Origin of the sequence: Kineobactrum salinum (genome assembly GCF_010669285.1) — a bacterium.
GTDB classification, from domain to species: Bacteria; Pseudomonadota; Gammaproteobacteria; order Pseudomonadales; family Halieaceae; genus Kineobactrum; species Kineobactrum salinum.
In genome coordinates this window covers 530,713-554,598 of record NZ_CP048711.1, presented here as the reverse complement: position 1 = coordinate 554,598, position 23,886 = coordinate 530,713, and the positions used below count along the sequence as shown (strand labels likewise).

The window sequence follows — 23,886 nt, the reverse complement described above, 5'->3', positions numbered from 1 at the left end:
GACGATCAGTGGATCGCCATCCTACAGACCTTTCAGAATGCCGGTGCCCATCACCGCGGGCACCCCAGCGCATTGGCCAGCACCGCGGTATGGGACAGACTGGAACCTTCGAAGCAGACGATCCCGGCCAGCCGCTGCGGGTCGCAGGCGGCGATGTCCGAGACGCTGACCTTGCCGCCGACCAGAATCAGCGGGCCGGACCCGCCCTGGGGCCTGTTTTCCGGGGCCCCGCTCCAGGCCAGGTACAACTTGTTGCCGAGGTGGTGCAGGTCTTCGTGGCGTGCCCGCAGATAGGGGTCCTCCATCGCCAGGAAGACCTCGGCGTAGTGGTGCACCACCTGGCGCAGGGCGCCGGGCAACCACTGTCCCTGGGCGATGGCCCGTTCCACCCCCAGCCGCAGATCGGGGTCATTGAGCAACATCTGGTAGGCGGTAAAGATGGCGCAGACACTGTCTGACAACTCCTTTCCCATCGCCTTGCGTTCGGCTTCGACGTCGTTGCTGACCTGCGCCAGCAACTCATGCCATTCCCGGATACTCGCGCTGGCATCCTGACAGGGGCGATCCGGCACGGCGTACAGATCCACGGTCTCAGACAGCCAGGCGCTGCCGATACCGGTGCCGGGAGCACCCTTGACCCCGCGCAGGCGCCGCGTGGCACTGGCAGGGCTGTGTCCGGCCAGCGGGTCGGGCGGCAATACCAGTGCCAGCTGGGTGGACAGAGTGACCAGGAACGCCTGCTCTTCCTCGGACATCACCCGGCCCTCGCGGGACTGCACCACCAGTACGCCGATCACCGCGCCGGCGCGTACCACCGGGATCCCGCAGAAGCTGCGAAACTCGTCTTCGCGGGTCTCCGCCAGATAACAGAAATCGGGATGTGCGGCAGCATCCGCGACATTGACCGGGTGGCGTGACTGTGCCACCAGCCCCACCAGCCCGCGACCCGCGGGCAGCCGGCTGCGGCCGACCGCGCCGGGATCCAGGCCGTGGCTGGCCATCAACACCATGCTGCCATCGCCGGCGTTGATGTAGAGGCTGCAGACATCAACGGCAATGGCCTGGTGGATGGCCTCGACAATGAGTTTGACCTGATCCTCGGTCTGGTCCGCCTGGGCGGCGGCCTGGACAATGCGGGTCAGTTGCAGCAATACATTCATGGGGCCCTGTTCCGAAGCATAAGTGGCAGACTGCAGTATCCGCTATAGTGAATCCCGGGAACAGGTTACTTGAGCACCGATTTGGGGCCGGGCTTGCCCTGGTTCAGTCCACGGCTGCCAGCTTGAGTACTTGACCAGGTTGTATACTGTGCTTGTTACCCAGATTGTTCCAGGCAGCCAGATCCTGATGGGAGAGGTTGAAGCGCCGGGCAATTTCCCACAGGGAATCTCCGGACCGGATAACGTAGGTGCCCGTGCCGGAGGTTTCGGCGGAGGGTATTTGCAGGCGCTGCCCCGGTTTCAGATAGCGGCGTTTGTCGATATTGTTGAGACTGACCAGTTGCCGCTGGGACACACCGAGTCTTCTCGCAATACTCCACAGGGAGTCGCCCCGCTGGACCACATAGTTGTCTGCGCCAGCACCCGCAGGGCGACGGGCTATGCTCGCCGTGCGGGTGGCGCCCCTGGAGGAGGGAATGACGCCGGGCAAGCGCAGGTCCTGGCCGGCCCGTATCCGGTGGGCATCGCGGAGGCCGTTGAGCGACATCAAGGTGGCCACGGAGGTATTGTAACGCCGGGCGATGATCGACAGGGACTCGCCGCCCGCTATGCGATGAAGCACATCAGGCTGCTGGTGGTCATAGCGCAAGCTTGCAGGGATGGCCGCAAGCGCCTCGCTCAAACTGATCGGCCGCTGGCCCTGGGGCAGTCGCAACTGGAAATCCCGCGGGATATATTTTTCACCGGTCCATACCGGCTCCAGCAAGGAGGGATTGTACTGACGCAGCTCTTCAACGCCGACACCCACCGTACGGGCCAGGGCGGCAGCGGGTACGTAATCCGTCGTGGTTACTGTGTCATAACTCAGCGGCGCAGCTGGCTGGAGATCACCGAAGTATTGTGCTGCGTTGCGGTCAACCTCCAGCGCGGCAAGAAAGGAGGCATAGAAATTACGGGACGCAAAACCGAAGTTGGAGCCCCGGTATTTCGCCACGATGAGTGCGATATCTGTTGTTCCCACGGCCCTGGTGGCCCGCATCATGCCGTTGGCACCGACATTGTAGGCGGTAAGCGCCAGCGGCCACGAGCCGGTAAGCTGGTAGTTCCGCTTCAGCAAGGCGGCTGCCGCTTCAGTGGAGACATAGGGGTCCATGCGTTGATCGACGATGGAGTCCACCAACATGTAGCGTTGGGCGGTCGCCGGCATGAATTGCCACATTCCCGCTGCCGCCGCTTTGGACCAGGCGTTGGGGTTGAACGATGATTCAACATGGGGCAATACCTCCAGTTCAGCGGGCAGCTCATGCCGGGCCAGGACCGCGCGGATATGGGACTTCCATTGCCCGGCCCTGACGACCCCGGCACGAAAACGGTCCGACTGGCCGCGCTGAAAGCGCACATTTTCGGCCGCCTGGCGGAATGTGGCGGCGTCGGTACCCACGGGCCAGGCCTGTTGGACGCGGGCCTCCAGCTCACTCAGCGCGCTTTGCTTGCCTGAGCCCAGGGCGGCCAGGGCCTGCCGATACTGCCGTTTGCTGGCCGCGATCCTGTCATTTTGTTGTGCCGGTGACAGGCCTGGCGGAAACGACAGCGTCTGGTAAACGACAGCGAGATTGGAAGCGTCATGGAGGTATCCCTGGCGGGTGGATACTTCGGTATAAATCCTGGTCCAGAACTGTACGGCAGGCTCCAGGCCCGCGGGCCTGGGCAGGGCGCTGGACGAGGCGGCGCCGGAGCAGAGTGAAAACCAGAGCAAAAGCGCTACACGGAACATAGAGGCCACTTTGGGAGGTTATGGGTAAATTTTTGCCAGTCCGGTGTGGTTGATTGACGGGACCAAGAATAGCCCTGGTTTCAATGCGTTGCAATGAGCGGGACAGAGAGGCTTGTATCTGTGCAGCTCACTACCTGGTCAGTGTCGGCTGATTATTGGGGTGGTCCTGGGTGCTATTATTGGTCGACGGCAGTATGCCCCGGTTCGATGCAGCAGGTATCGGTTCACGGTATCCGCTATAGTGTCAACCTAGGGCGAGCAAACCGATGGAGGACCAGATCATGGCAGAGACAGGATTACAATTGCGTACTCGCATCAGCGACGACAATACCCTGAGTGTGTGGCTGGAGGAAGTGCCGGTGCCGCAGCCGGGGCCGGATGAAGTGTTGGTCGAGGTCGGCGCTGCGCCGATAAATCCATCGGACCTGTTCCTGCTGTTCGGGCCGGCGGACATGAGCCGCGCCCGCACGTCGGGCAGCGCCGCGCGGCCGGTACTGAGCGCGGACATACCGCCGCAGGCGATGGCGTCAGTGCAGGCGCGGCTGGGGCAGGCGCTGCCGGCCGGCAACGAGGGTGCGGGCAAGGTCATCGCCGCCGGCGACTCCGCCGCGGCCCAGGCTCTGCTGGGCAAGACGGTGGGAGTTTTCGGCGGGGAAATGTTTGCCCAGTACCGCTGTGTCAATGTCCACACCTGCCTGGAGCTGAACGAGGAGACCAGCGCGGAGGAGGGTGCCTCCTGTTTCGTCAATCCGATGACTGCCCTGTGCATGGTGGAGACGCTGAAGGTGGAGGGTCACACGGCACTGGTGCACACCGCGGCGGCCTCCAATCTGGGGCAGATGCTGAACCGGCTTTGCCAGCGCGACACCATCCCGCTGGTGAATATTGTTCGCAAGCCGGAACAGGAGACCCTGCTGCGCGACCAGGGTGCGAGCCATGTGGTGAACTCCGAAGCAGACGACTTCAAGCCGCAATTGCAGGCGGCGCTGAGCGAGACCGGGGCTACGCTGGCCTTCGATGCGATCGGCGGCGGCAAGCTGGCCAGCCACATTCTCACTGCGATGGAGGCGGCGGCGGCCAGCGAAATGAGCGAGTACAACCGCTACGGCTCCACTACTCACAAGCAGCTGTATATCTACGGCGTCCTGGATCCCGGCCCCACCCTGCTGAGCCGCAACTTTGGCTTTGCCTGGGGTATGGGTGGCTGGCTGCTGCCGATCTTCCTGCAGAAGATAGGCATGCAGCGGGGCGCGGAGCTGCGCGCCCGGGTGGCGGACGAAATCAAGACGACATTCGCCAGCCACTACACTCGCCGGATCTCGCTGGCCGAAATGCTCGACCCGGAGGTGGTCGTGGCCTACAACCGGCGCGCCACCGGCGAGAAATACCTGGTATTGCCGCAGGCCTGAACCCCGCTCGCCCGATTGCGTCGCGGCAACTAACCCCTTACAGGAGATTCCCCATGCGAGCCCTGATTTTCACCCTGCTGCTACTGGCCTCCAGTCTGACCGCCGCGGCGCCGGCGGATGACTTTCATCAACTGCTGGACGAGCACTGGAGCTGGTATCTCGATCAGCATCCGGAGGCGCGCACCCGGCTGGGTGATAGCAGCGGCAATGACCGCTGGAACGACATGAGTCTGGCGGCGCATTTCGAGCGCGATGCCCGGCGCGGTGAATTTCTGCAGCGCTTACAGGCCATTGACGTCAGTGCCCTGAACGAGCAGGACCAGCTCAGCCATGCGATGCTGCTGCGGCGGTTGGAGAATGCCCGCCGGCGGGATGAACTCGGCCTGCACCTGATGCCGGTGGACATGCGCAATGGTCCGCAACATCTGCACAGTATGCAGGAGCAGATCAACTTCCAGCGGGAACAGGACTACCGCGACTGGCTGGTGCGATTGCAGGCACTGCCCAGGCTGTTGGCCCAGTACCAGGAACTGCTGGAGGAGGGCATGCTGCGGCAGCGTACCCAGGCACGGGTGGTCATGGAGCGGGTGCCCGACCAGATCGACCGCCTGGTGGCTGCCGAGCCAGAGGCAAGCCCTTTCTTCAAACCCTTCCTGGAGCTGCCTGAGAATCTGTCGGACACCGTGCGCCGGGAAATGCGCGCCACCGCCCGGCAGGTGATCGCCAACCAGGTCAATCCTGCCTTCCAGGAGTTTGGTGGCTTTCTCGCCTCCGCGTATCTGCCGGCCTGCCGTGACCAGCCCGGCATCGGCAGCCTGCCCGGAGGGGACGAACTGTACCGTTTCCTGGCCGCGCAATTCACCACCACCGACATGAGCCCCGAGACCATCCACGAAACCGGCAAGGAGGAAGTGGCGCGCCTGCTGGCCGAGATGGAGGCGGTGAAAGACAGCGTCGATTTTGACGGTGACCTGCAGGCCTTCAACGATTTCCTGCGCAACGATCCGCAGTTCTACTACGACACAGCGGAAGCGCTGTACGAAGGCTATCTCGCAGTCTCCAAACGGCTGGACCCGGAGCTGGTCAAGCTGTTTGGCAAGCTGCCGCGCATGCCCTATGGGGTGCGGCCCATCCCGGCGGAGATCGCGCCGGACACCACCACCGCCTACTACAGCCGGCCCGCTGCCAATGGCAGCAGGGCTGGCTATTATTATGTCAACCTGCACCGGCCGGAAGTGCGGCCCAAGTACGAGATGGAGGTGCTGAGTGTGCATGAGGCAGTGCCCGGGCACCACCTGCAGATCGCGCTGGCCCAGGAACTGGATGAGCTGCCGATGTTCCGCAAGACCGGCGGTGAGACCGCCTTCATCGAAGGCTGGGGTTTGTATTCGGAGCGGCTGGGCTACCAGATGGGCCTCTATACGGATCCCTACTCACGCTACGGCCAGCTGACCTATGACATGTGGCGCGCGGTGCGGCTGGTGGTGGACACGGGCATCCATTATTTTGGCTGGAGCCGGCAACAGGCTATCGATTACTTCATGGCCCACGCGGGCAAGACGGAAACCGATATCGTCAACGAGATCGATCGCTACATTGGCTGGCCCGGGCAGGCACTGGCCTACAAGATTGGCCAGCTGAAAATGCTGGAACTGCGTGCGCGCGCCGAACAGGCGCTGGGCGAGCAGTTTGACGTTCGCGCATTCCACGATACCTTGCTGGGCGCCGGTGCGATTCCACTGGACGCGCTGGAGCAGCGCATCGACGCCTGGATCAGCGCGCAGCGCGGTTGAGACCGGGCAATCTGGCTATCCCGCTGCCGCCAGCTGCGGCAGCGGGGCGGCTGGCGACTGTCCCAACAGCTGGTTGTAGCGCCGTTCCAGGCCGGCGCAACTGCTGCGGACATCCTTCAGGTCGGCAGCAGCCATCGGTGGCAGCACTGTGATGCGAATCGTGGCCGGCCTAATCAACAGCCCGCCCTTGGGCAGGGCGTCCATGACATTGTGCAGGATTAGCGGGATGATCGGCACTTTCGCCTTCCGCGCCAGCAGGAAAGCGCCCGGCTTGAAGGGCTGGATCTGACCCAGGGTACTGCGGGTGCCCTCGGGAGCGATCACCAGGGAGCGGCCGCTGGCCAGTACCTGCAACGCTTCCTGCCACACCGCGGTCTGGTTGCTGTCGGCACGGTCGATGAAGATGGTGCCGAGCTGTCGCAGCAGGGGCCCCAGCACCGGCTTCTTTGCCATCTCCTGCTTGCAGAAAGGCACACAATCGCGCCGCAGCAGGTGCGCCAGCACCATTGAGTCCAGCATGCTCTGGTGATTGAACACGAACACTGCCGGGCCCGGCTGGCGCAGATGGTCCGCGCCTTCGACATCGAAATCCAGGCCGGCAAAACCACTGCCCAGGTCCCCCACCAGGCGGGTGACGCGGTTGGCATTGGCGAAGCGGCCGATGCTCAGGCGCTGACCCAGCGAGCCCACCAGCGCGGTCGCGGTCACGGCCTGGGCTGTCAGTACGGTACGCAGCAGTGATTCCATGTCGGGCAGACCGCGGCTGGCGAAACGCAGCTGGGGCCAGCGCCGGGAGCGGGCATGCGCTCCCAGCCGGTCGGAGGCATTGACCGCCACCGGGTGACCCACTTGCCGCAACAGCGGCAGATCGGCACTGGAGTCGCTGTAGAACCAGCAATCCGTCAGGGTCAGCCCCTGCTGCTTGGCGATCCGGCGCGCTGCCAGGGTCTTGCCCTCGCCGTAGCACATCGGGGCGATGACCTTGCCGGTAAAGCAGCCCTCGATGACCTCCAGCTGGGTACAGCAGATCTCGTCGACGCCCAGCACCCGGGCGATGGGTTCGACCTGGTAGCGGCTGGCGGCCGTGACGATCACCAGGTGGTGCCCAGCGGCCCGGTGGGCTGCCACCAGACTGATTGCCTCCCGGTACAGCGAGCGGGCGATACTGTTGAGATAGGCTTTTTCACCCAGCTCCCGCAGCTGCTCCTCACTGACACCGATCAGTGCGCGGGACAGGCGGCGGACCAGTTTGTGGTAGTGGCCACCGCTTTCCTTCTGCCGCTGGCGCAGCAGGTCGCGCAGCATTTTCAGTGGCTGGCGCAGTTCTCCACGGGCGATACCGCTGCGCGCGGTTTCCAGTGCCAGCGCGAAAATGGAATAGCCGGCGATCAGGGTCCCATCGAGATCAAAGAAAGCAACAGAGTTGCCCCGCCGGGTCTCGCTGACCCGGTCCAAATGGTGTTCCAGGGCGGTGACAGCCATGTTCGAACTCCCGTTCCTCGCCAATCTTCCATAGAGCCTGAGCAATAAGCTTGCCAATTGGCTGGCCAGTCTGTCGCTTGGGTGTTACAGCGGTATTACTGCACAGCTAAAGCCTCTGCCGCTATTGGTGGGTGCGATCGAGAGGGACCGTAGTTGCACCCGCATGGTGCGTTTGCGCAAAGCATTGCACCGGCATTGGCCGCAAGGCTGGCGTCGGCTACTATCGCAGCATGCCCGCCGACCTGTCTTCCTTCCCCGTTACCGAACTGCTGCCCGCGTTGCGCGAGGCCCTGGCACAGGGCCGGGACGTGGTGCTGGAAGCGGCGCCGGGTGCCGGCAAGACCACGGTGGTGCCGTTGGCGCTGCTGCCGCAGGCCTGGTTGGCGGGTCAGATCATACTGCTGGTGCAGCCACGCCGGGTCGCGGCGCGAGCCGCCGCGGCACGGATGGCAGAACTGCTGGGCGAGGCGGTGGGACAGACCATCGGCTACCGTATCCGGCTCGACAGCTGCGTGAGTGACAGTACCCGGGTGGAGGTCATCACCGAGGGGATTCTGGCGCGCCGGTTGCAGCGGGACCCCGGCCTGAACGGAGTGGGCCTGGTGGTGTTTGATGAGTTCCACGAGCGCAACCTGGATTCCGAGCTGGGCCTGGCGCTGGTGCTGCAAGGGCGAGAGCTGTTCCGCGAGGGACCGCCGCTGCGTTTGCTGGTCATGTCGGCAACGCTGGAGGCGGTACCGGTAGCAGCGCTGCTGGAGCATCCCGCGGTACTGCATTCCACCGGGCGCCAGTTCCCGGTGACAATCGAATACGGCCGTGCCCCGGGACGGAACGAGCCGCTGGCCGGAGCGGTGGCGCGCACAGTGCAGCTGGCGCTGCGGCACCAGGCGGGCAGCGTGCTGGTATTCCTGCCGGGGCAGGCCGAGATCAATCGGGTCGCCGGGCGGCTGGCGGAGGAATCGCAGCGGGATGTGATGGTCGCGCCCTTGCACGGCGGCCTGTCCCTGGCCCGGCAACAGCAGGCTATTGCGCCCTGTCCGCAGGGGCGGCGCAAAGTAGTGCTGGCGACCAATATTGCCGAGACCAGCCTGACCATCGAAGGGATCAGCACCGTGGTCGACTGTGGGCTTGAGCGCCAGCCGGTGTTCGATACCGCTACCGGCACCACCCACCTGCTCACCCGCCGCATCTCGCGAGCCTCCGCGGCCCAGCGTGCCGGCCGGGCGGGACGGCTGGGCCCCGGCCATTGCTACCGGCTGTGGAGTGAGGAACAACAGGGCCGCCTGCCGGCCCAGCGCCAGCCCGAACTGCAGCAGTCCGATCTCGCTCCACTGGTGTTGCAGCTGCTGGCCTGGGGTGTGCAGGACCCGGCGGAATTGCGCTGGATGGAGCCGCCGCCGGCAGCCAATTACCAGCAGGCGCTGGCGGTGCTGGCCCTGTGCGGCGCCGCCTTTGCCCGCGATACTGCTACCTGGCAACTGACGCCCCACGGGGTGACGCTGGCGCAATTGCCACTGCATCCGCGGCTGGGACATATGCTGCTGACCGGCGCGCAATGGGGCGTGCTGGATACCGCCGCGCTGCTGGCGGCGGCACTGGTGGAACGCAATCCCCTGGCCGGGCGCGAGGCTGACCTGGCCGCGACCCTGGCCGTGTTGAACGGGGAGCGGCCCTGCCCGAGGGAATTCCAGCCCTGGCTGCGCCGCTGCCGCCAACAGGCCGCGCAATACCGGCGCATGATCAAGGGCCTGACTACCGCCCGCGCCGGTACAGTGCCTCCGGCGCTGGAGGATGCCCCCGGCCTGCTGGTGGCGGTGGCCTGGCCAGACCGGATCGCCCGCCGGCGTGCCGGCGGCGACCCCGGCCAGTACCAGTTGGCCAACGGCCGCAGCGCAACCCTGTCCGTCACGGATGCGCTGTGCGCCCAGACCTGGCTCGCGACTGCGGATGTGGCTGGCTCCCGCGACGCTGCGACCGACCGCATCTACAGTGCCACCGCCCTCAATCCCGCCTGCTTCTCCGACCTGCTGGCCAGCCTGGTCAGCAATGAAGAGACTGCCGAATGGGATACGCGCAGCGAACAGTTCAGCGCCCGGTCCCGACGCCTGGTGGGGCGGCTGGAGCTGGACAGCGTCCCGCTGGAGCCAGTGCCGGAAGAGGCGCTGCAGCGGGCTCTGGCCGAACTGCTGCGCCGGCGCGGCCTGCAGCTGCTGCCGTGGACGCCCGAGTTGCAGCAGTGGCGGGCACGGGTCGCGCTGCTGAGGCGCCTGGACCTGGCCGCGGGTCAGGCCGATAGCCCCTGGCCGGACCTCGGTGACGAGGCCCTGTTGGACCAGCTTGAACAGTGGCTGCTGCCGTGGCTGGGCCCGGTACGCAAACTGCAGGACTTCGCCCGGCTGGACCTGAAGGGCATCCTGCTGGCGCTGCTGCCCTGGCCCCTGCCGGCAGATCTGGAACGGCTCGCGCCCGAGCGGCTGGCAGTGCCGTCGGGTTCCAGTATCCGCATCGACTACCTGCCACCGACGCCGGTACTGGCGGTGAAATTGCAGGAGATGTTCGGCTGCGTCCGGACTCCGACCGTCGCCGCTGGCCGCCAGTCTCTGCAACTGCAGCTATTGTCACCGGCGCGCCGGCCGCTGCAGGTGACCCAGGACCTGAGCAGTTTTTGGCGCGATGTCTACCCGCAGGTACGCAAGGAAATGAAAGGCCGCTATCCCAAGCACCCCTGGCCCGAGGACCCGCTGCAGGCACTGCCCACTGCTCATACAAACCGGCGATTGCAGCAACCCCGCTGACCGACGACTATTGCAGTGCCGCCGCCGGGCAGCCCCGCGGCGGCTGAATACAGAGCGGCAAACCCGCAGATAAATAACACGCTATCTTGCGTACTGATTGTTTCTTGCCATAGTAGTGTCGGCAGGAATACAGGCACCTTTTCATACGGCGAAGGCGGTATACTTTGGGCGTTGGAAGTGGCGGTCTGTCTGGTCAATTTTTTTGTCTGTCAGTGGTTCGAGCAAAAACAGGGATTACTGCGTGACAGCTACTGCGCCGCGCGGACGGCGTGTGCATTCCGATTGATTTCGCAGTTCCAACCACTCGGCCGGCAAGACAGCCGTGGCCCTAAAGTGATTTCTTCACAGATTTCCCGGCGCCGCCCTGAACTGTCCCGTGAAGTCATCTGCTACACTACGCCCGCCGGAGGCCTCTACCGATACCGCTGGCGTTCAGCCCGGTACAGCTTCTATATCGAGGTCTCGCGGGTCGAACACGAAGCCGCCTTCGCGGAATATTCTCGCATTACGTCCGTCCGTGAACGTGCACACACAGCTCAGGGAGACGCATTCTTGTTCAAAACCCAAATCAAGCCGCTGTGGACTGCCGGTGGCCTTGTCGTTTTGTTGGTCCTGTGGCTGGCCTCAGGTGACATTCTGCGCGCACCGGATCGGGCGCCCGAAGCCTCGGAGCCATCTGCAAGCGCTCTCAACCGGGTTCAGGTGCGCGAGTTTCGAAGCCAGGCCCATCAGCCTCTGTTGTCAGTACAGGGGCAGGTGCAGGCCTGGCAGCAGGTAGAAATGATCGCCCGGGTGGGCGGTGAAGTCATGAACTTGCCCGTGAGGCAGGGCAGCCGGGTCGAAAAGGGCACAGTGCTGGTGGAACTGGACGCCGAAGACCGCGAAGCACGCGTGGCTCAGCTGGAAGCAGATCTGGCGTTGGTGGAAGCCGAACTCGAGGCAACTGAGAAGCTTGGGGCACGGGATCTCACCTCACAGATCGAGCAGCTCGACGCTGTTGCCGAACGGGCCCGGGTGCGGGCCGAACTGGAGGCGGTGAAGTTGGCGCTGCGGAACACCAGGCCCACAGCTCCATTTGACGGTTTTTTCGACCGGCGCTTTGTGGATGAAGGTGACTATGTCGAGCCCGGGCAGAGGCTGCTCCGTTTTGCTGATATCTCCCGGGTACGGGTAAGTGCCCAAATCCCGCAGCAGGATGTCCATAAACTTGAAGTCGGCTATCCGGCTGCCATCACCCTGTTTGACCACCATCGGCTCGAGGGTGAGCTAAGCTATATTGCTGCCGTGGCGGACCCTGAAACCCGCAGCTACTACATTGAGATAGAGGCTGAAAATCCCGATCTGCGCCGCATCGCCGGTGGTAGCGCCAGTATTCGGATACGGCTGGCACAAGAGCAGGCGCACCGGATCTCGCTCTCACTGCTTTCACTCGACGGGGACGGCCGGATGGTCGTTCGCTATGTCGATGACGAACAGCGGGTGCACGAGCAGCCCGTGGAATTGCTCAGCACCAATCGCGAGGGCGCCTGGGTGGCCGGTCTGCCCGATCGGGTGAAGCTGATTACGCAGGGCGCCGGTTTCGTCGAACTGGGACAGGAAGTCGAAGCGGTTATGGCCGGGGAGGAGTGATGGAGCGCTTCATCCGCGCCGCACAGCAGCGCAGCCGCGCGACGCTGCTGCTCTTCCTGATCCTTGTCATTGGTGGAATTGGCGCCTATACCGCCATTCCCAAAGAGGCCAACCCCGACGTCCCCATTCCCATCATCTACGTCTCCATGGTGTACGAGGGGGTCAGCCCGGAGGACAGCGAGCGGTTGATGGTTCGCCCGATGGAGCAGGAACTGCGCGCACAGGAGGGGTTGCGGAAAATGACCTCCGCTGCCAGCGAGGGCCACGCCTCCGTGATGCTCGAGTTTGACGCCGGCTTTGATGCCGATTCTGCCCTGCAGGACGTGCGGGAGCGAGTCGACCGGGCGCGCGCCTACATCCCCCAGGAAGCCGAAGAGCCGACGGTGCATGAAGTCAACGTCGCGCTGTTCCCCGTTCTTTCCGTAGGTCTTTCAGGTCCGCTGTCGGAGGCGGAGCTGATTCAAACGGCGCGTCAGCTCAAAGAAGAGATTGAAGGCATAACTGAAGTTCTGGAAGTGGAAATCGGTGGCGACCGCGAGGATCTTCTGGAGATTCTGGTCGAGCCCCAGGTGCTCGCCAGCTATGGCATCAATTACGCCGAGCTCTTCAATCTTGTCTCACGCAACAACCAGCTGGTGGCAGCTGGCAGTCTGGATGTCGGCAAAGGCCGTTTCTCCATGAAAGTGCCCAGTGTGATCGAAAATATCGACGATGTGATGTCAGTGCCGGTCAAGGTCGACGGGGACACTGTCGTAACCTTTGGTGATGTGGCCACATTGCGGCGCACCTTCTTTGATCCGGAGGGCTTCGCCCGCATCAACGACCAGCCCGCAGTGGTACTGGAAATCTCCAAACGCACCGGCGCCAATGTTATCGACACCGTCGCCCAGGTACGCAAGGTCATGGAGCAGGCGAAGTCCTCCATGCCGGCAGAAATTCAGGTGAACTACATTCTCGACCAGTCCAAAGAAGTAAGGTCCTTGCTTTCGGAGCTGTTGAACAACGTCATGACGGCGGTGGCACTGGTGCTGATCATTATTGTGGCCACCATGGGAGTGAAGTCGGCCGTGATGGTGGGGGTAACTATCCCCGGCGCTTTTTTTACTGCCATCCTCGTCATCTGGGCCATTGGCTACACCATGAACATGATCGTGCTGTTCGCACTCATTCTGGTTGCCGGCATGCTGGTCGACGGGGCCCTGGTGGTGAGTGAACTGGCGGATCGCAACCGGCGCGACGGCGATTCCCCCCGCGATGCCTGGGCCAATGCGGCCAGCCGCATGTCCTGGCCGATTATTGCCTCCACAGCGACCACGCTGGCGGTATTCTTTCCGCTGTTGTTCTGGCCGGGAGTCGTGGGCGAGTTCATGAAATACCTGCCCGCGACAGTTATTATCTGTCTCCTGGCCTCACTGGCCATGGCACTTGTTTTTCTGCCCACGCTGGGCGGGGTCAGCGGCAGTACCCAGAGCCCGGTCCAGGGCGAGTCGAGACGGCTCGCACACTGGTACCGCTCTTCGTTGAATTATTCGCTGCAACGCCCGTGGTGGACCTTGTTTGCCGTGATGCTGGTGATAGTGGTGATTTACGTCATCTATGCAGTCTTTAACAAGGGCGTGGAATTCTTTCCCTCGGTAGAGCCGGAATCCGCCCAGGTGACCATTCGCGCCCGCGGCGATCTGTCAGTGCATGAAATCGACGATCTGGTTCGGCAGGTTGAGCGCCGCTTGCTCAATATGCCCGAGGTGGACGCGCTCTATGCCCGCTCCATTGCCGACCCGGACTGGAATACGGGGGTCGACACCGTAGGTACCCTCCAGTTTCAGTTCATTGACTGGGAACAGCGAAGGTCAGCGCGTGAGATTCTCGAGGAGATGCGTGAGCGCACCAGGGACATCCCCGGAATCATTCTGGAGTTCCGTCAGCAAGAGCAGGGCCCTGGAGAAGGCAAGCCATTCCAGTTGACGATCAGCTCCCCGGATCTCTCGATTCTCTACGAGAATGTGGAAAAGATCCGGCAGACCATGGCAGAGGTTGGTGGTTTTACCGATGCCAGCGACGACAGAGCCATACCGGGGATAGAATGGCGAGTACAGGTTGACCGGGAGGCAGCCGCGCGGATGGGAACCGATGTTGCCACTGTCGGCAGTGCCGTGCAAATGATAACCAATGGTATCCTGCTCGCCCGTTACCGGCCGGAAGATGCATTGGATGAGGTCGATATTCGCCTGCGCTTCCCCGAGAGCTGGCGCAATATCGACCAGCTGCGCCAGCTTGCGGTGCAAACGCCCCGGGGCCAGCTGCCTGTATCCCAGGTGGCGGAGTTTCTGCCTTCGCCCAAAGTGGGGACCTTGCGCCGGGTAGACGGTGAGCGAGCCGTCACGATAGAGGCCGATTTGGAGGAGGGCTATCTGCTGGACGAGCGCTTGCAGACGGTCCAGGATATTGCCCTGACTGACATCCCCGCCAACCTCGAGGTCAGCGTCGGCGGGGAAGGGGAGGACCAACAGGAAGCGGCAGAATTCCTGATCCTGGCATTCTTTGCGGCAACTTTCCTGATGAGCTTCATTCTCGTCGTGCAGTTCAACAGCCTCTTCCAGACCGCCCTGGTGCTATCAGCGATTGTGCTGTCGACGGCAGGCATATTGCTGGGACTGCTGATTACCGCCCAGCCTTTTGGTGTGGTCATGGTTGGTATGGGAGTGGTCGCTCTGGCAGGCATTGTGGTAAATAACAATATCGTTCTGATCGACACCTACAATGAACACCGGCGCAAAGGCCTGGAAGCCCTGCCTGCCGCTCTGGAAACGGGCTGCCTGCGTCTGCGCCCCGTGCTGTTGACCGCCGCCACCACTATCCTGGGCCTGATGCCAATGGTCCTCGGCATCAATGTCAACCTGCTGGCGCCCAGCCTGGGTATCGGCGCGCCCTCTACCCAATGGTGGACCCAGCTTTCCAGTGCCATTGCCGGGGGTCTGGCCTTCGCAACCGTGCTGACGCTGTTGTTGACACCGGTGCTGCTGGTGCTGGGAGACAGGGTGCATGGGGCGTGGCGACGGCGGCGCGGATTGGAAGCCTGACGGACGCTATGTGGGTATTCGCACATTGGCCCTGGATAATGACTTACAATGGCGCTTACCAAATTCAGAAGGAAGCCTTCGACAGTGCTCCCGGCCCTGCAACCCACGCAAAACCATCTCCTTGCTGCCTTGCCGGCGGGGGTCCAGCAACGGCTCTTTCCCTGTCTTGAGGAAACACCGATGCCCCTGGGCAAGGTGCTCTACGAATCCGGCGATAAGATGCGTCATGTGTATTTTCCCATTGACAGTATCGTGTCACTGCTCTACGTGATGGAAAGTGGCGCATCGGCGGAAATCTCCGTGGTGGGCAACGAGGGTCTGGTGGGTGTCTCGCTGTTCATGGGCGGCGAAAGTACCTCCAGTCGTGCGCTTGTCCAGAGCGGCGGTACTGGTTATCGGCTGCTGGGGCAACGCCTTGTCGATGAGTTTAATCGCCATGGCGAGCTGATGGCATTGGTACTGCGTTACACCCAGGCGCTGATTACCCAGATGGCGCAGACTGCGGTGTGCAATCGTCACCACAGCATTGATCAGCAGTTGTGCCGTTGGTTGTTGCTATCCCTGGATCGCTTGCCCTCGAATCATCTGATCATGACGCAGGAGCTCATCGCCAATATGCTCGGCGTGCGCCGCGAAGGGGTGACGGATGCGGCGGGGAAGCTGCAGAAACTCGGTGTTATCGAATACCGCCGCGGCCATATCATCGTGCTGGACCGTCCCCAGCTCGAACGGCTGAGCTGCGAATGTTATGCGGTGGTAAAGCGGGAGACGGATCGCTTGCTGAGCCCCCTTGGGCGAACGGCCAACTCGCTATAGCGGGCTGAATTTTCCCCTATCAAAATGGAAGCAGGTGGATATGGCTGATACCCCAACAGCACAAATCGCAGCGTCCCCGCTCAGCCGCTTTGAGCGCTACCTGTCGCTGTGGGTATTCCTGTGTATTGTCGCCGGCCTTGCCCTGGCCAATCTGTTCCCGGGTGTGTTCCAGCTCTTGGCCGGGTTCGAGTACGGCTCGGTCAATTTTGTCGTGGCGGTACTGATCTGGTTCATGGTGTATCCGATGATGGTGTCGGTGGATTTCACCAGCCTCAAGCATATTCACGAACGCCCCAAGGGCCTTGTGATCACCCTCGTGGTCAATTGGCTGATCAAGCCATTTACCATGGCGGCACTGGGGGTGTTGTTCTTTGAGTTTGTGTTCGCCGGTCTGATCGATCCAGCCAATGCCGGTCAGTACATCGCCGGCATGATCCTGTTGGGCGCCGCTCCCTGTACCGCAATGGTCTTTGTCTGGTCGCAGCTGGTTCGGGGAGACGCTACCTACACCCTGGTTCAGGTCTCCCTCAACGATGTCATCATGATCTTTGCGTTCGCCCCCATCGTAGCGCTGCTATTGGGTGTGACCGACATCAGCGTACCGTGGGAAACCCTGCTGCTGTCGGTTGTGCTCTATGTGGTTGTGCCGTTGGCGGCAGGCGTCCTGACGCGAATGCGGTTGACCCGCAAGGCCGGCCCCGGCCTGCAGGGGGAAGCTGAAGTGTCGCGTTTTGTCTCGCGAATAAAACCGCTCTCAGTGCTCGGCCTGCTGGCCACGGTGGTGTTGTTGTTCGGGTTTCAGGGGCAGATCATTCTGGATCAGCCGCTACTGATCGCGCTGATTGCCATACCGCTGTTGATTCAGTCCTACGGCATCTTCGCCATCGCCTATGCTGCCGCCTGTCTGTGGCGTGTCCCATTCAATATAGCCGCTCCCTGCGCGCTGATCGGCACCTCCAACTTCTTCGAACTGGCGGTAGCCGTGGCCATCGGCCTGTTCGGGCTCAATTCCGGCGCGGCGCTGGTTACCGTGGTCGGCGTGCTGGTTGAAGTGCCGGTGATGCTGTCCCTGGTAGCCGTTGCCAACAGGACCAGTCACTGGTTTCCCGTTGCTGAAACAGCTTCCAAACCGGGTGTTGATCAGAAGCACAGTTGATCGGAAGCGCGGTTGACGTCCGTCCCCCTTGTTGTTCCGCGGCTCACGCCGGTTTTCCCCGACTTTGCTCAGGGTGCGGAAAGGCTTCTACGGACTATGCCCATAGTATTTACGCCCACCTTCCTCAAGCGAATCGACACTGGTGACTACTACTTCCAGTACTCGCCAATCCTTTTCCTGCAGAAGCTGGCCGGCTTCCCACAAGTGCCGGGTAAGGTTGGCCTCGGAATGAGGCACTACAAAAGCTTCACCACACAGCACGTGCCCTTCCTCACGCAGGCGCACGCCAGCGCGCTTTACCCAGGGGAGCTTTGCCAGCTCGGCTTCAAGTTTTTCCTCCATTCCTGAAGCCTTGCCGGTCACCATCGATTTGGGGCGGCGGTCCAGCACGTCGCCGGTCGCTTCTGCCAGGTTTTTGAAGCCGTCCCGTGCCACATCGAGGCCGATCACCAGAGCGGCGGCGGCATCCATCCACCACAGCCCCATACCCACGCCCAGCACGCCAACCACGCCCGCGAGGCCTGTCATCCAATCCGCCTTGCTCACCTTGGCATCCACGTGGACGGTTTTCTCGTGGACCCTCTCTGCCCATTTTTCCTGTATGCGGCCAATGATCAGCGGCGGAATTACGCTGTACATCAGGCCTGCTACCATCAGCCAGCCCATCCAGACAGTATGGCCAAACAGTTCGATCGCACCGATGGTCGTGTGTTCTGCCTTGAGCAGATGAATGGAAGAATCGATGATCAGGAATACGCCGAGCAGGGTCAATACCACCGACGAACAAAGAAAGGCGACGATTGTCACCCGCTGGTGTCCGTAGGGGTAATCCGCGCCTGGCCCACGATCCCGGTAGTGCATCGATACCAGGAAGGCGACAGGGGGCAGCAGCGTAAGAATATCCTCCAGCCAGGCCGCGCGCATGGCCTGGCTGCTGCCCATCACCAGGAACAGGACTATCACTATCGATACCCGGAATGCGAGGTTGATCCAGGTGAGTTGCACCAGTTTGTGCAGGTCGGCCTCCTTGCCGGGAGGCAGACTGTGAGGTGCCCTGGTGATCATGGTGCATCCTCAAGTTGACGCAGTCGCTGATCCAGTCCCGTGAGCCCATTCAGGTGGCGTTGTAGTGTGCCCATCCAGGCATTTTCACCCTTGGCGACGGCCATAACCTGTTTTTGCGTCAGCAATTGCCAGTCCCCCGGTCTGTACCCCAGGGCCAGCAGTTTGAAGTCGGGGCCCGCCAGTGGCAGCCCGGATCTTTCCGGGTGCTCCATCGACAGGGGTACTGCATTCTGATCTTGCAGAGGCTTGTGGGCGGGGCTGAGAGTGCGAACCGCGACCTCCTCTCCCTCCAGGCTCGCCGGCGGTTCCCGGGACGCCGGGAAGCCCACGGTATAGCGTGTAGTGAAATAGGGTTTGGTGGCCGCGACGGTCTTCGGCAGGTGCGGGCCAGTAGTCAGGCCCCCGATTACCAGCGCAACCTGATACTGTTCAAGTGCCTGCATCACTTCCGCGGTAGCGCCCCAGTGCCAGCGCACCTCGGCATTGAGTGCGTGGGCCAGCTTGCGCACGATTTCCGGCTCCAGGCCTTCGGGGCCGGATTCCCCGCGAATGACCCACGGCGGGTTCTCGATCACGCCGACCTGCAGTAATTCCTCCTGGCCGATGCTGTCGAGTGTCTGCTGAACGTCTCTGGGGTAGTCGCTACAGCCCGCCAACAGGACAGCAACGAATAGGGTGAAGATCAGGAGGAACTGGTCCCTGCCACGCGCCGAATTGTATCCTCCAGCAACCGCTGCAATGTGCGGGACGTTCCCACACTGTGGAACGGTGTTCTGGGGTTCGGCGGCATTGCCGGGCGCTCCGCCCAATGCCGCTATATCAGTCTGCGGACAGGGCATCATCGCGGCGGCGTTGGCGCCAGGTTTTTGCAAGACATCGGCTAACGGCCGAGACGGGGTCAGGCCGCCATATCGCGGCAGGCTGCGGCGCAGTCGCGACATGCCTGGGCGCATTGCCTGCAATGATCGTGATCGTGTTTTTCGCACTCTTGCGCACAAGCGTCACACAGTTCGGCGCAGGCTCGACAAATCGAGCTTGCGTGTTCGCTGTCCCTGGACATGAACCCGGCCGCCAGCCGGCACAGGGCCGCGCAATCCATATCCAGGCGAATGCACCGGCCCAGGTTGGCCACACCGGGTTCCCCCAGGCATGCCACCGAACAGTGGTCACAGGCGTCCGCGCAAGCGTTGCAGGCGTCGATGCAGGTGCTGTACTTTTCACTAGTCATGGTCGTCTCCTTCACATGCTGCCTGCAGGGCATTCGCAGGCATCGTCTCTGTGTTGCAGCAAAGATCACGCCAGTCAATAGGGCCGGAAGAGGGGCTGGCAGGCTGTGGCAATGGGAAGACTGCAGAAAAATCAAACAATTGGGAGACAATACCCAGGGCGGAACTGGGCACTGCTGGCTTCAGGTCAATAGCACGCGTCCGTTGCGACCGGCCAAATTTACCGGTGATTCTGTAGATTTTACTGAGGTAGAAAATGCTCGGAGCAGGACCGGCCGGCCTTGCCCACCGTCAAACGCGATAGAAAAGCCTGCTGCGGCTTGGAGGGTAGGGCAGACCGTGCGACTATAGCCCTTCCACAGTTTGTCGCCATCAGTCTGTTTGGATTGGTAGTCCGAGTCCGCTAGCCAGGGCCACCTAGGGAATGGGTAGATAACTACATGGTCAATCAAAATCCGGAGCAGCGAGCCCGCGACCATATCGACCGCCAGTTGACTGCAGCCGGCTGGGCCGTACAGGGCACCACGGGCATCGATTTCAACGCCGGGCGCGGTATCGCGGTGCGCGAGTACCAAACCGATGTCGGCCCTGCCGACTATGTACTGTTTGTCGACCAGCGGGCTGTCGGGGTGATCGAGGCCAAGCCCGACGACTGGGGCCACAGGATCACTACTGCGGAGGAGCAGTCACAGGGCTACGCCAGGGCCTCCCTGAAATGGGTCAACAACAAAGCGCCCCTGCGTTTTGTCTATGAAAGTACCGGCGTCATCACCCGCTTTACCGATGGTCGCGACCCTGCGCCCCGCTCCCGCGAAATTTTCAACTTCCACCGGCCGGAAGCCCTCGCCAAATGGGGAGAGGAATGGCTGGACAACTCAACTACCCTGCGCGCCCGCCTGCAACAGATGCCGCCGCTGATTACTGATGGCCTGCGGGATTGCCAGATAACTGCCATCACCAACCTGGAAGATTCCTTCAAGCAGGACAAACCCCGCGCCCTGGTGCAAATGGCCACCGGTTCCGGCAAAACCTTTACCGCCATCACCGCCACTTACCGGCTGCTGAAACACGCAGGCGCCAAGCGCATTCTGTTCCTGGTGGACACCAAAAACCTCGGCGAACAGGCGGAGCAGGAATTCATGGCCTTCCTGCCCAATGACGACAACCGCAAGTTCACCGAGCTATATACCGCCCAGCGGCTCAAATCCTCCTTTGTGGCCACCGACACTCAGGTCTGCATCAGCACCATTCAGCGCATGTACTCCCTGCTCAAGGGCGAAGAGCTGGACGAGGCCACCGAAGAAGATAACCCCGCCGAACATGTCCCGCTGCGAAGAGAGCTGCTACCGGTGGTGTACAACAGCAAGATTCCACCGGAGTTTTTCGATTTTATCGTCATCGACGAATGCCACCGCTCCATCTACAATCTTTGGCGGCAGGTGATCGAATACTTCGATGCCTACCTGATCGGGTTGACCGCCACCCCGGATAATCGCACTTACGGCTTTTTCAAAACGAACGTGGTCAGCGAATACGACCACGAAAAAGCCGTAGCCGATGGCGTTAACGTAGGCAACGAAATCTACGTCATCGAAACCGAAAGAACCCGACAGGGCGGCACCCTGACGGCCAAGCAGCAAATCGAAAAGCGCGAACGCCTCACCCGCAGAAAACGCTGGGAAATTCAGGACGAAGACGAAACCTACACCGCCAAGCAGCTCGACCGGGATATCGTCAATCCGGACCAGATACGCACTGTGATCCGTACCTTCAAGGAAAAGCTGCCGCACATATTCCCCGGCCGGAAAGAGGTACCCAAAACCCTGATCTTTGCCAAGACCGACAGCCACGCCGACGACATCATCAACACCGTGCGCGAGGAATTTGGCGAAGGCAACCAGTTCTGCAAGAAGATCACCTACAAAATTGACGAAGACCCGAAATCCGTCCTCGCCCAGTTCCGCAACGACTACTATCCGCGCATAGCCGTCACCGTGGATATGATTGCCACCGGCACCGATGTTAAACCGCTGGAATGCCTGTTGTTTATGCGCGATGTAAAAAGCCGCAACTACTTCGAGCAGATGAAGGGCAGGGGTACCCGCACCCTGGATGAAGACAGCCTGAAAAAGGTCACCCCCTCTGCCACCAGCGCTAAAACCCACTACGTGATTGTGGATGCGATAGGGGTGACGAGATCCCTGAAAACTGCCAGCCAGCCGCTGATTACCAGACCTGGCGTCTCCCTTAAGGAGCTGGCCATGGGCGTTATGATGGGCGCCGCCCGGGATGAAGACAGCGTAAGCTCACTGGCGGGCCGCCTGGCCCGGCTGGATAGACAGCTAGATGACAAAGACCGCGCCCGCATCAGCGAAAAGGCCGGTGGTAAACCGCTATTGCTGATTGTGGGTGAATTGCTCAACGCCATAAACCCGGATACCGTCGAACAAAGAGCCCTGCAAATCGCCCAGCAACCGGAAGGCACCGACCCCGGCGACAGCGCCCGCGATCAGGCCCGCGACCAATTGGTAGGTCAGGCCGCCAGCGTGTTCACCGGCGAACTGGTGGAGCTGATCGACAACATCCGCCGCGACAAGGAGCAAACCATCGTCCACGATGACCTGGACAGCGTCACTCGCGCCGAGTGGGACGGCGACACCACCGAAAACGCCAAGGTGCTGACCCAGGAGTTTGCCGAATACCTGCGCGAACACCAAAACGACATAGATGCGCTCACCATCTACTTCCAAACCCCGGCCCGTCGCGCCGAGGTTAGTTACAACATGATCAAAACCCTGCTCGACCAACTGCGACGAGACCGCCCCAAGCTGGCCCCCAGCGCGTATGGCAAGCCTACGCTCACCTGGAAGACTATCAGGGCGAAAACCCCATCAGCGACCTGACCGCACTGGTGGCACTAATCCGCCGCGTAGTCGGGCTGGACAGCACCCTGTCAACCTACAACAACACTGTGCGCCGCAATTTCCAACGCTGGATTTTGCAACATCACAGTGGCGCTGGCGAGAAATTCAATGAGGCACAAATGGCTTGGCTACAGATGATTCGCGATCACGTTATCAGCTCCTTCCATATGGAGGGAGACGATCTGGAAATGGCACCTTTTGATGCAAAGGGTGGTATGGGGAAAATGTATCAATTGTTTGGTGATCGGATGGATGAGGTGATTGAGGAGTTGAATCGGGAATTGGTGGCGTGATGGAGAATGGAACGTTGCCTTCCGGCTGGTCTATACAACGACTTGGTGATCTGTTCGATTTTAAAGGCGGTGGTACACCCGACAAAAAGAATCCGGCTTACTGGAGCGGAGATATTCCTTGGGCATCGGTGAAAGATATAAAGAATCAATATCTGAATAGCACAATCGACCGGATTACTGAAAAAGGGTTGAAAGAAAGTGCTGCAAATCTCGCAAAGCCAGGAGATTTAGTGCTCTTGACGCGCATTGAGCCAGGTAAGGCTGCAATAGTAAAAATTCCCGTGGCTGTCAATCAAGACTGCAAGATTGCAAAGCCGAAGGAGTGCGTGGATTTGGCTTGGGCTTACTATATGTTTCTGGCAAATGAGCGAGAGTTTATAAAGCGCTCCAGTGGTACAACTGTGCTCGGGATACGAATAAATGATGTTAAGGAAATTCCGGTGGCGTTGCCACCTCTCGAAGAGCAAAATCGCATTGTCGCCAAAATCGAAACACTATTTTCCGAACTTGACAAAGGCATCGAATCCCTAAAAACCGCCCGTGAACAACTCAAGGTTTACCGCCAGGCCGTCCTTGACAGTGCTTTCAATAAATTCAAATCATGGGATGCAAAACAAGTCGCTCTATCGGATCTTATAGGAAAAATCTCACAGGGCTGGAGTCCAAAGTGCGAGCTAAACAGGACACCAAATGAGGGCGAGTGGGCGATAATTAAGACAACTGCCTTGCAACCAATGAAGTATATGTCGGAAGAATGCAAGCCACTGCCAGAGCAATTCGAGCCACGTCCAGATATTGAGATTAATGTGGGCGACTTTCTGATGACCCGGAAAGGGCCGAGAAATAGAACCGGTGTGGTTTGCCTCGTGAGAGAAACCCGTGAAAGATCAATGCTATGCGATACGGTGTATCGCTTCCGATGCAACGAAGAGATCGTCCGTCCCGAATATTTGGAGTTAGTGCTTAATTCTCCGTCAGTGGTGGCAGAGCTGGACAAAAGAAAATCTGGTATTTCCGATAGTGGAATTAGCTTAAATCATGGAAAAGTAAAAACTATTGTTGTTCCGATAGCCGGTAGTCCTGACCAGCAGCGCTTGCTGGTTGAATCTATACGAGAAAAACTTGAATATATTACTAGGGTTGAAAACGAAATTGAAAATAACTTGGCCAAATCTGAAGCCCTTCGTCAATCCATCCTGAAAAGAGCTTTCTCCGGCCACCTTGCCCCGCAAAACCCTAGTGACGGATCTGCCCACACTGCTTGCCCCGTACTGAGGAGGTAAA

16 protein-coding genes are annotated in these 23,886 nt (G+C 61.0%); 10 read left to right on the top strand and 6 right to left on the bottom strand.

The annotated features are described in order from the left end of the window. Positions 1-50: 50 nt before the first annotated feature. Positions 51-1,160: a GAF domain-containing protein gene (locus G3T16_RS02455; RefSeq protein ID WP_163493679.1), complete on the bottom strand. Its 1,110-nt coding sequence runs from the start codon at positions 1,158-1,160 to the stop codon at positions 51-53. A gap of 103 nt (positions 1,161-1,263) precedes the next feature. Next, on the bottom strand, positions 1,264-2,934 hold the full coding sequence (locus tag G3T16_RS02450) for a LysM peptidoglycan-binding domain-containing protein (protein ID WP_163493678.1): 1,671 nt from the start codon (positions 2,932-2,934) through the stop codon (positions 1,264-1,266). Between the two features lie 281 nt (positions 2,935-3,215). Between G3T16_RS02450 and G3T16_RS02445 the strand changes: the two genes are divergently transcribed. Both G3T16_RS02445 and G3T16_RS02440 read left to right on the top strand, forming a co-directional pair. Then, a complete protein-coding gene (locus G3T16_RS02445; protein WP_163493677.1) occupies positions 3,216-4,343 on the top strand; it encodes a zinc-binding dehydrogenase in 1,128 nt (375 codons plus the stop codon). 53 nt (positions 4,344-4,396) lie between these two features. Further along, positions 4,397-6,136, top strand: coding sequence for a DUF885 domain-containing protein (locus G3T16_RS02440; RefSeq protein WP_163493676.1), 1,740 nt, complete (start codon positions 4,397-4,399; stop codon positions 6,134-6,136). A 15-nt stretch (positions 6,137-6,151) separates the two neighbouring features. Here G3T16_RS02440 and G3T16_RS02435 read toward each other — a convergent pair whose 3' ends face one another. Continuing rightward, positions 6,152-7,618 (bottom strand): HAD-IB family hydrolase, encoded by a 1,467-nt coding sequence (locus G3T16_RS02435; protein ID WP_163493675.1) that lies wholly within the window; start codon positions 7,616-7,618, stop codon positions 6,152-6,154. Between the two features lie 230 nt (positions 7,619-7,848). Between G3T16_RS02435 and hrpB the strand changes: the two genes are divergently transcribed. The 5 genes from hrpB to arsB all read left to right on the top strand — a co-directional run bounded on the left by hrpB (position 7,849) and on the right by arsB (position 17,094). Beyond that, positions 7,849-10,413 carry an ATP-dependent helicase HrpB gene (gene hrpB / locus G3T16_RS02430; RefSeq protein ID WP_197911857.1) on the top strand — a complete coding sequence of 855 codons (2,565 nt, stop codon included), beginning with the start codon at positions 7,849-7,851 and terminating at the stop codon, positions 10,411-10,413. A gap of 552 nt (positions 10,414-10,965) precedes the next feature. After that, entirely contained in the window at positions 10,966-12,042 is a 1,077-nt protein-coding gene (locus G3T16_RS02425; RefSeq protein ID WP_163493674.1) for an efflux RND transporter periplasmic adaptor subunit, read from the top strand. Then, positions 12,042-15,122: an efflux RND transporter permease subunit gene (locus G3T16_RS02420; protein WP_163493673.1), complete on the top strand. Its 3,081-nt coding sequence runs from the start codon at positions 12,042-12,044 to the stop codon at positions 15,120-15,122. The genes G3T16_RS02425 and G3T16_RS02420 overlap by 1 nt, the downstream gene beginning before the upstream one ends. Before the next feature lie 180 nt (positions 15,123-15,302). After that, positions 15,303-15,938: a Crp/Fnr family transcriptional regulator gene (locus G3T16_RS02415; protein ID WP_232059230.1), complete on the top strand. Its 636-nt coding sequence runs from the start codon at positions 15,303-15,305 to the stop codon at positions 15,936-15,938. 40 nt (positions 15,939-15,978) lie between these two features. After that, on the top strand, positions 15,979-17,094 hold the full coding sequence (arsB, locus tag G3T16_RS02410) for an ACR3 family arsenite efflux transporter (protein ID WP_163493671.1): 1,116 nt from the start codon (positions 15,979-15,981) through the stop codon (positions 17,092-17,094). Positions 17,095-17,181: 87 nt separating this feature from the next. Here arsB and G3T16_RS02405 read toward each other — a convergent pair whose 3' ends face one another. From G3T16_RS02405 to G3T16_RS02395, 3 genes are read right to left on the bottom strand one after another with little or no spacing between them, the layout of a single operon-like run. Further along, positions 17,182-18,159: a cation transporter gene (locus tag G3T16_RS02405; protein WP_163493670.1), complete on the bottom strand. Its 978-nt coding sequence runs from the start codon at positions 18,157-18,159 to the stop codon at positions 17,182-17,184. After that, positions 18,156-19,100, bottom strand: coding sequence for a transporter substrate-binding domain-containing protein (locus G3T16_RS02400; RefSeq protein WP_163493669.1), 945 nt, complete (start codon positions 19,098-19,100; stop codon positions 18,156-18,158). The genes G3T16_RS02405 and G3T16_RS02400 overlap by 4 nt, the downstream gene beginning before the upstream one ends. Beyond that, complete coding sequence (locus G3T16_RS02395; RefSeq protein ID WP_163493668.1) at positions 19,058-19,387, bottom strand: four-helix bundle copper-binding protein; 330 nt, start codon at positions 19,385-19,387, stop codon at positions 19,058-19,060. Before G3T16_RS02395 ends, G3T16_RS02400 begins: the two co-directional genes overlap by 43 nt. Before the next feature lie 438 nt (positions 19,388-19,825). Between G3T16_RS02395 and G3T16_RS02390 the strand changes: the two genes are divergently transcribed. From G3T16_RS02390 to G3T16_RS02385, 3 genes are read left to right on the top strand one after another with little or no spacing between them, the layout of a single operon-like run. Next, entirely contained in the window at positions 19,826-22,288 is a 2,463-nt protein-coding gene (locus G3T16_RS02390) for a type I restriction endonuclease subunit R (protein WP_232059229.1), read from the top strand. Beyond that, entirely contained in the window at positions 22,249-22,602 is a 354-nt protein-coding gene (locus G3T16_RS21545) for a type I restriction-modification enzyme R subunit C-terminal domain-containing protein (RefSeq protein ID WP_232059428.1), read from the top strand. Before G3T16_RS02390 ends, G3T16_RS21545 begins: the two co-directional genes overlap by 40 nt. Beyond that, positions 22,602-23,885: a restriction endonuclease subunit S gene (locus G3T16_RS02385; protein WP_232059427.1), complete on the top strand. Its 1,284-nt coding sequence runs from the start codon at positions 22,602-22,604 to the stop codon at positions 23,883-23,885. Before G3T16_RS21545 ends, G3T16_RS02385 begins: the two co-directional genes overlap by 1 nt. Position 23,886 lies beyond the last annotated feature (1 nt).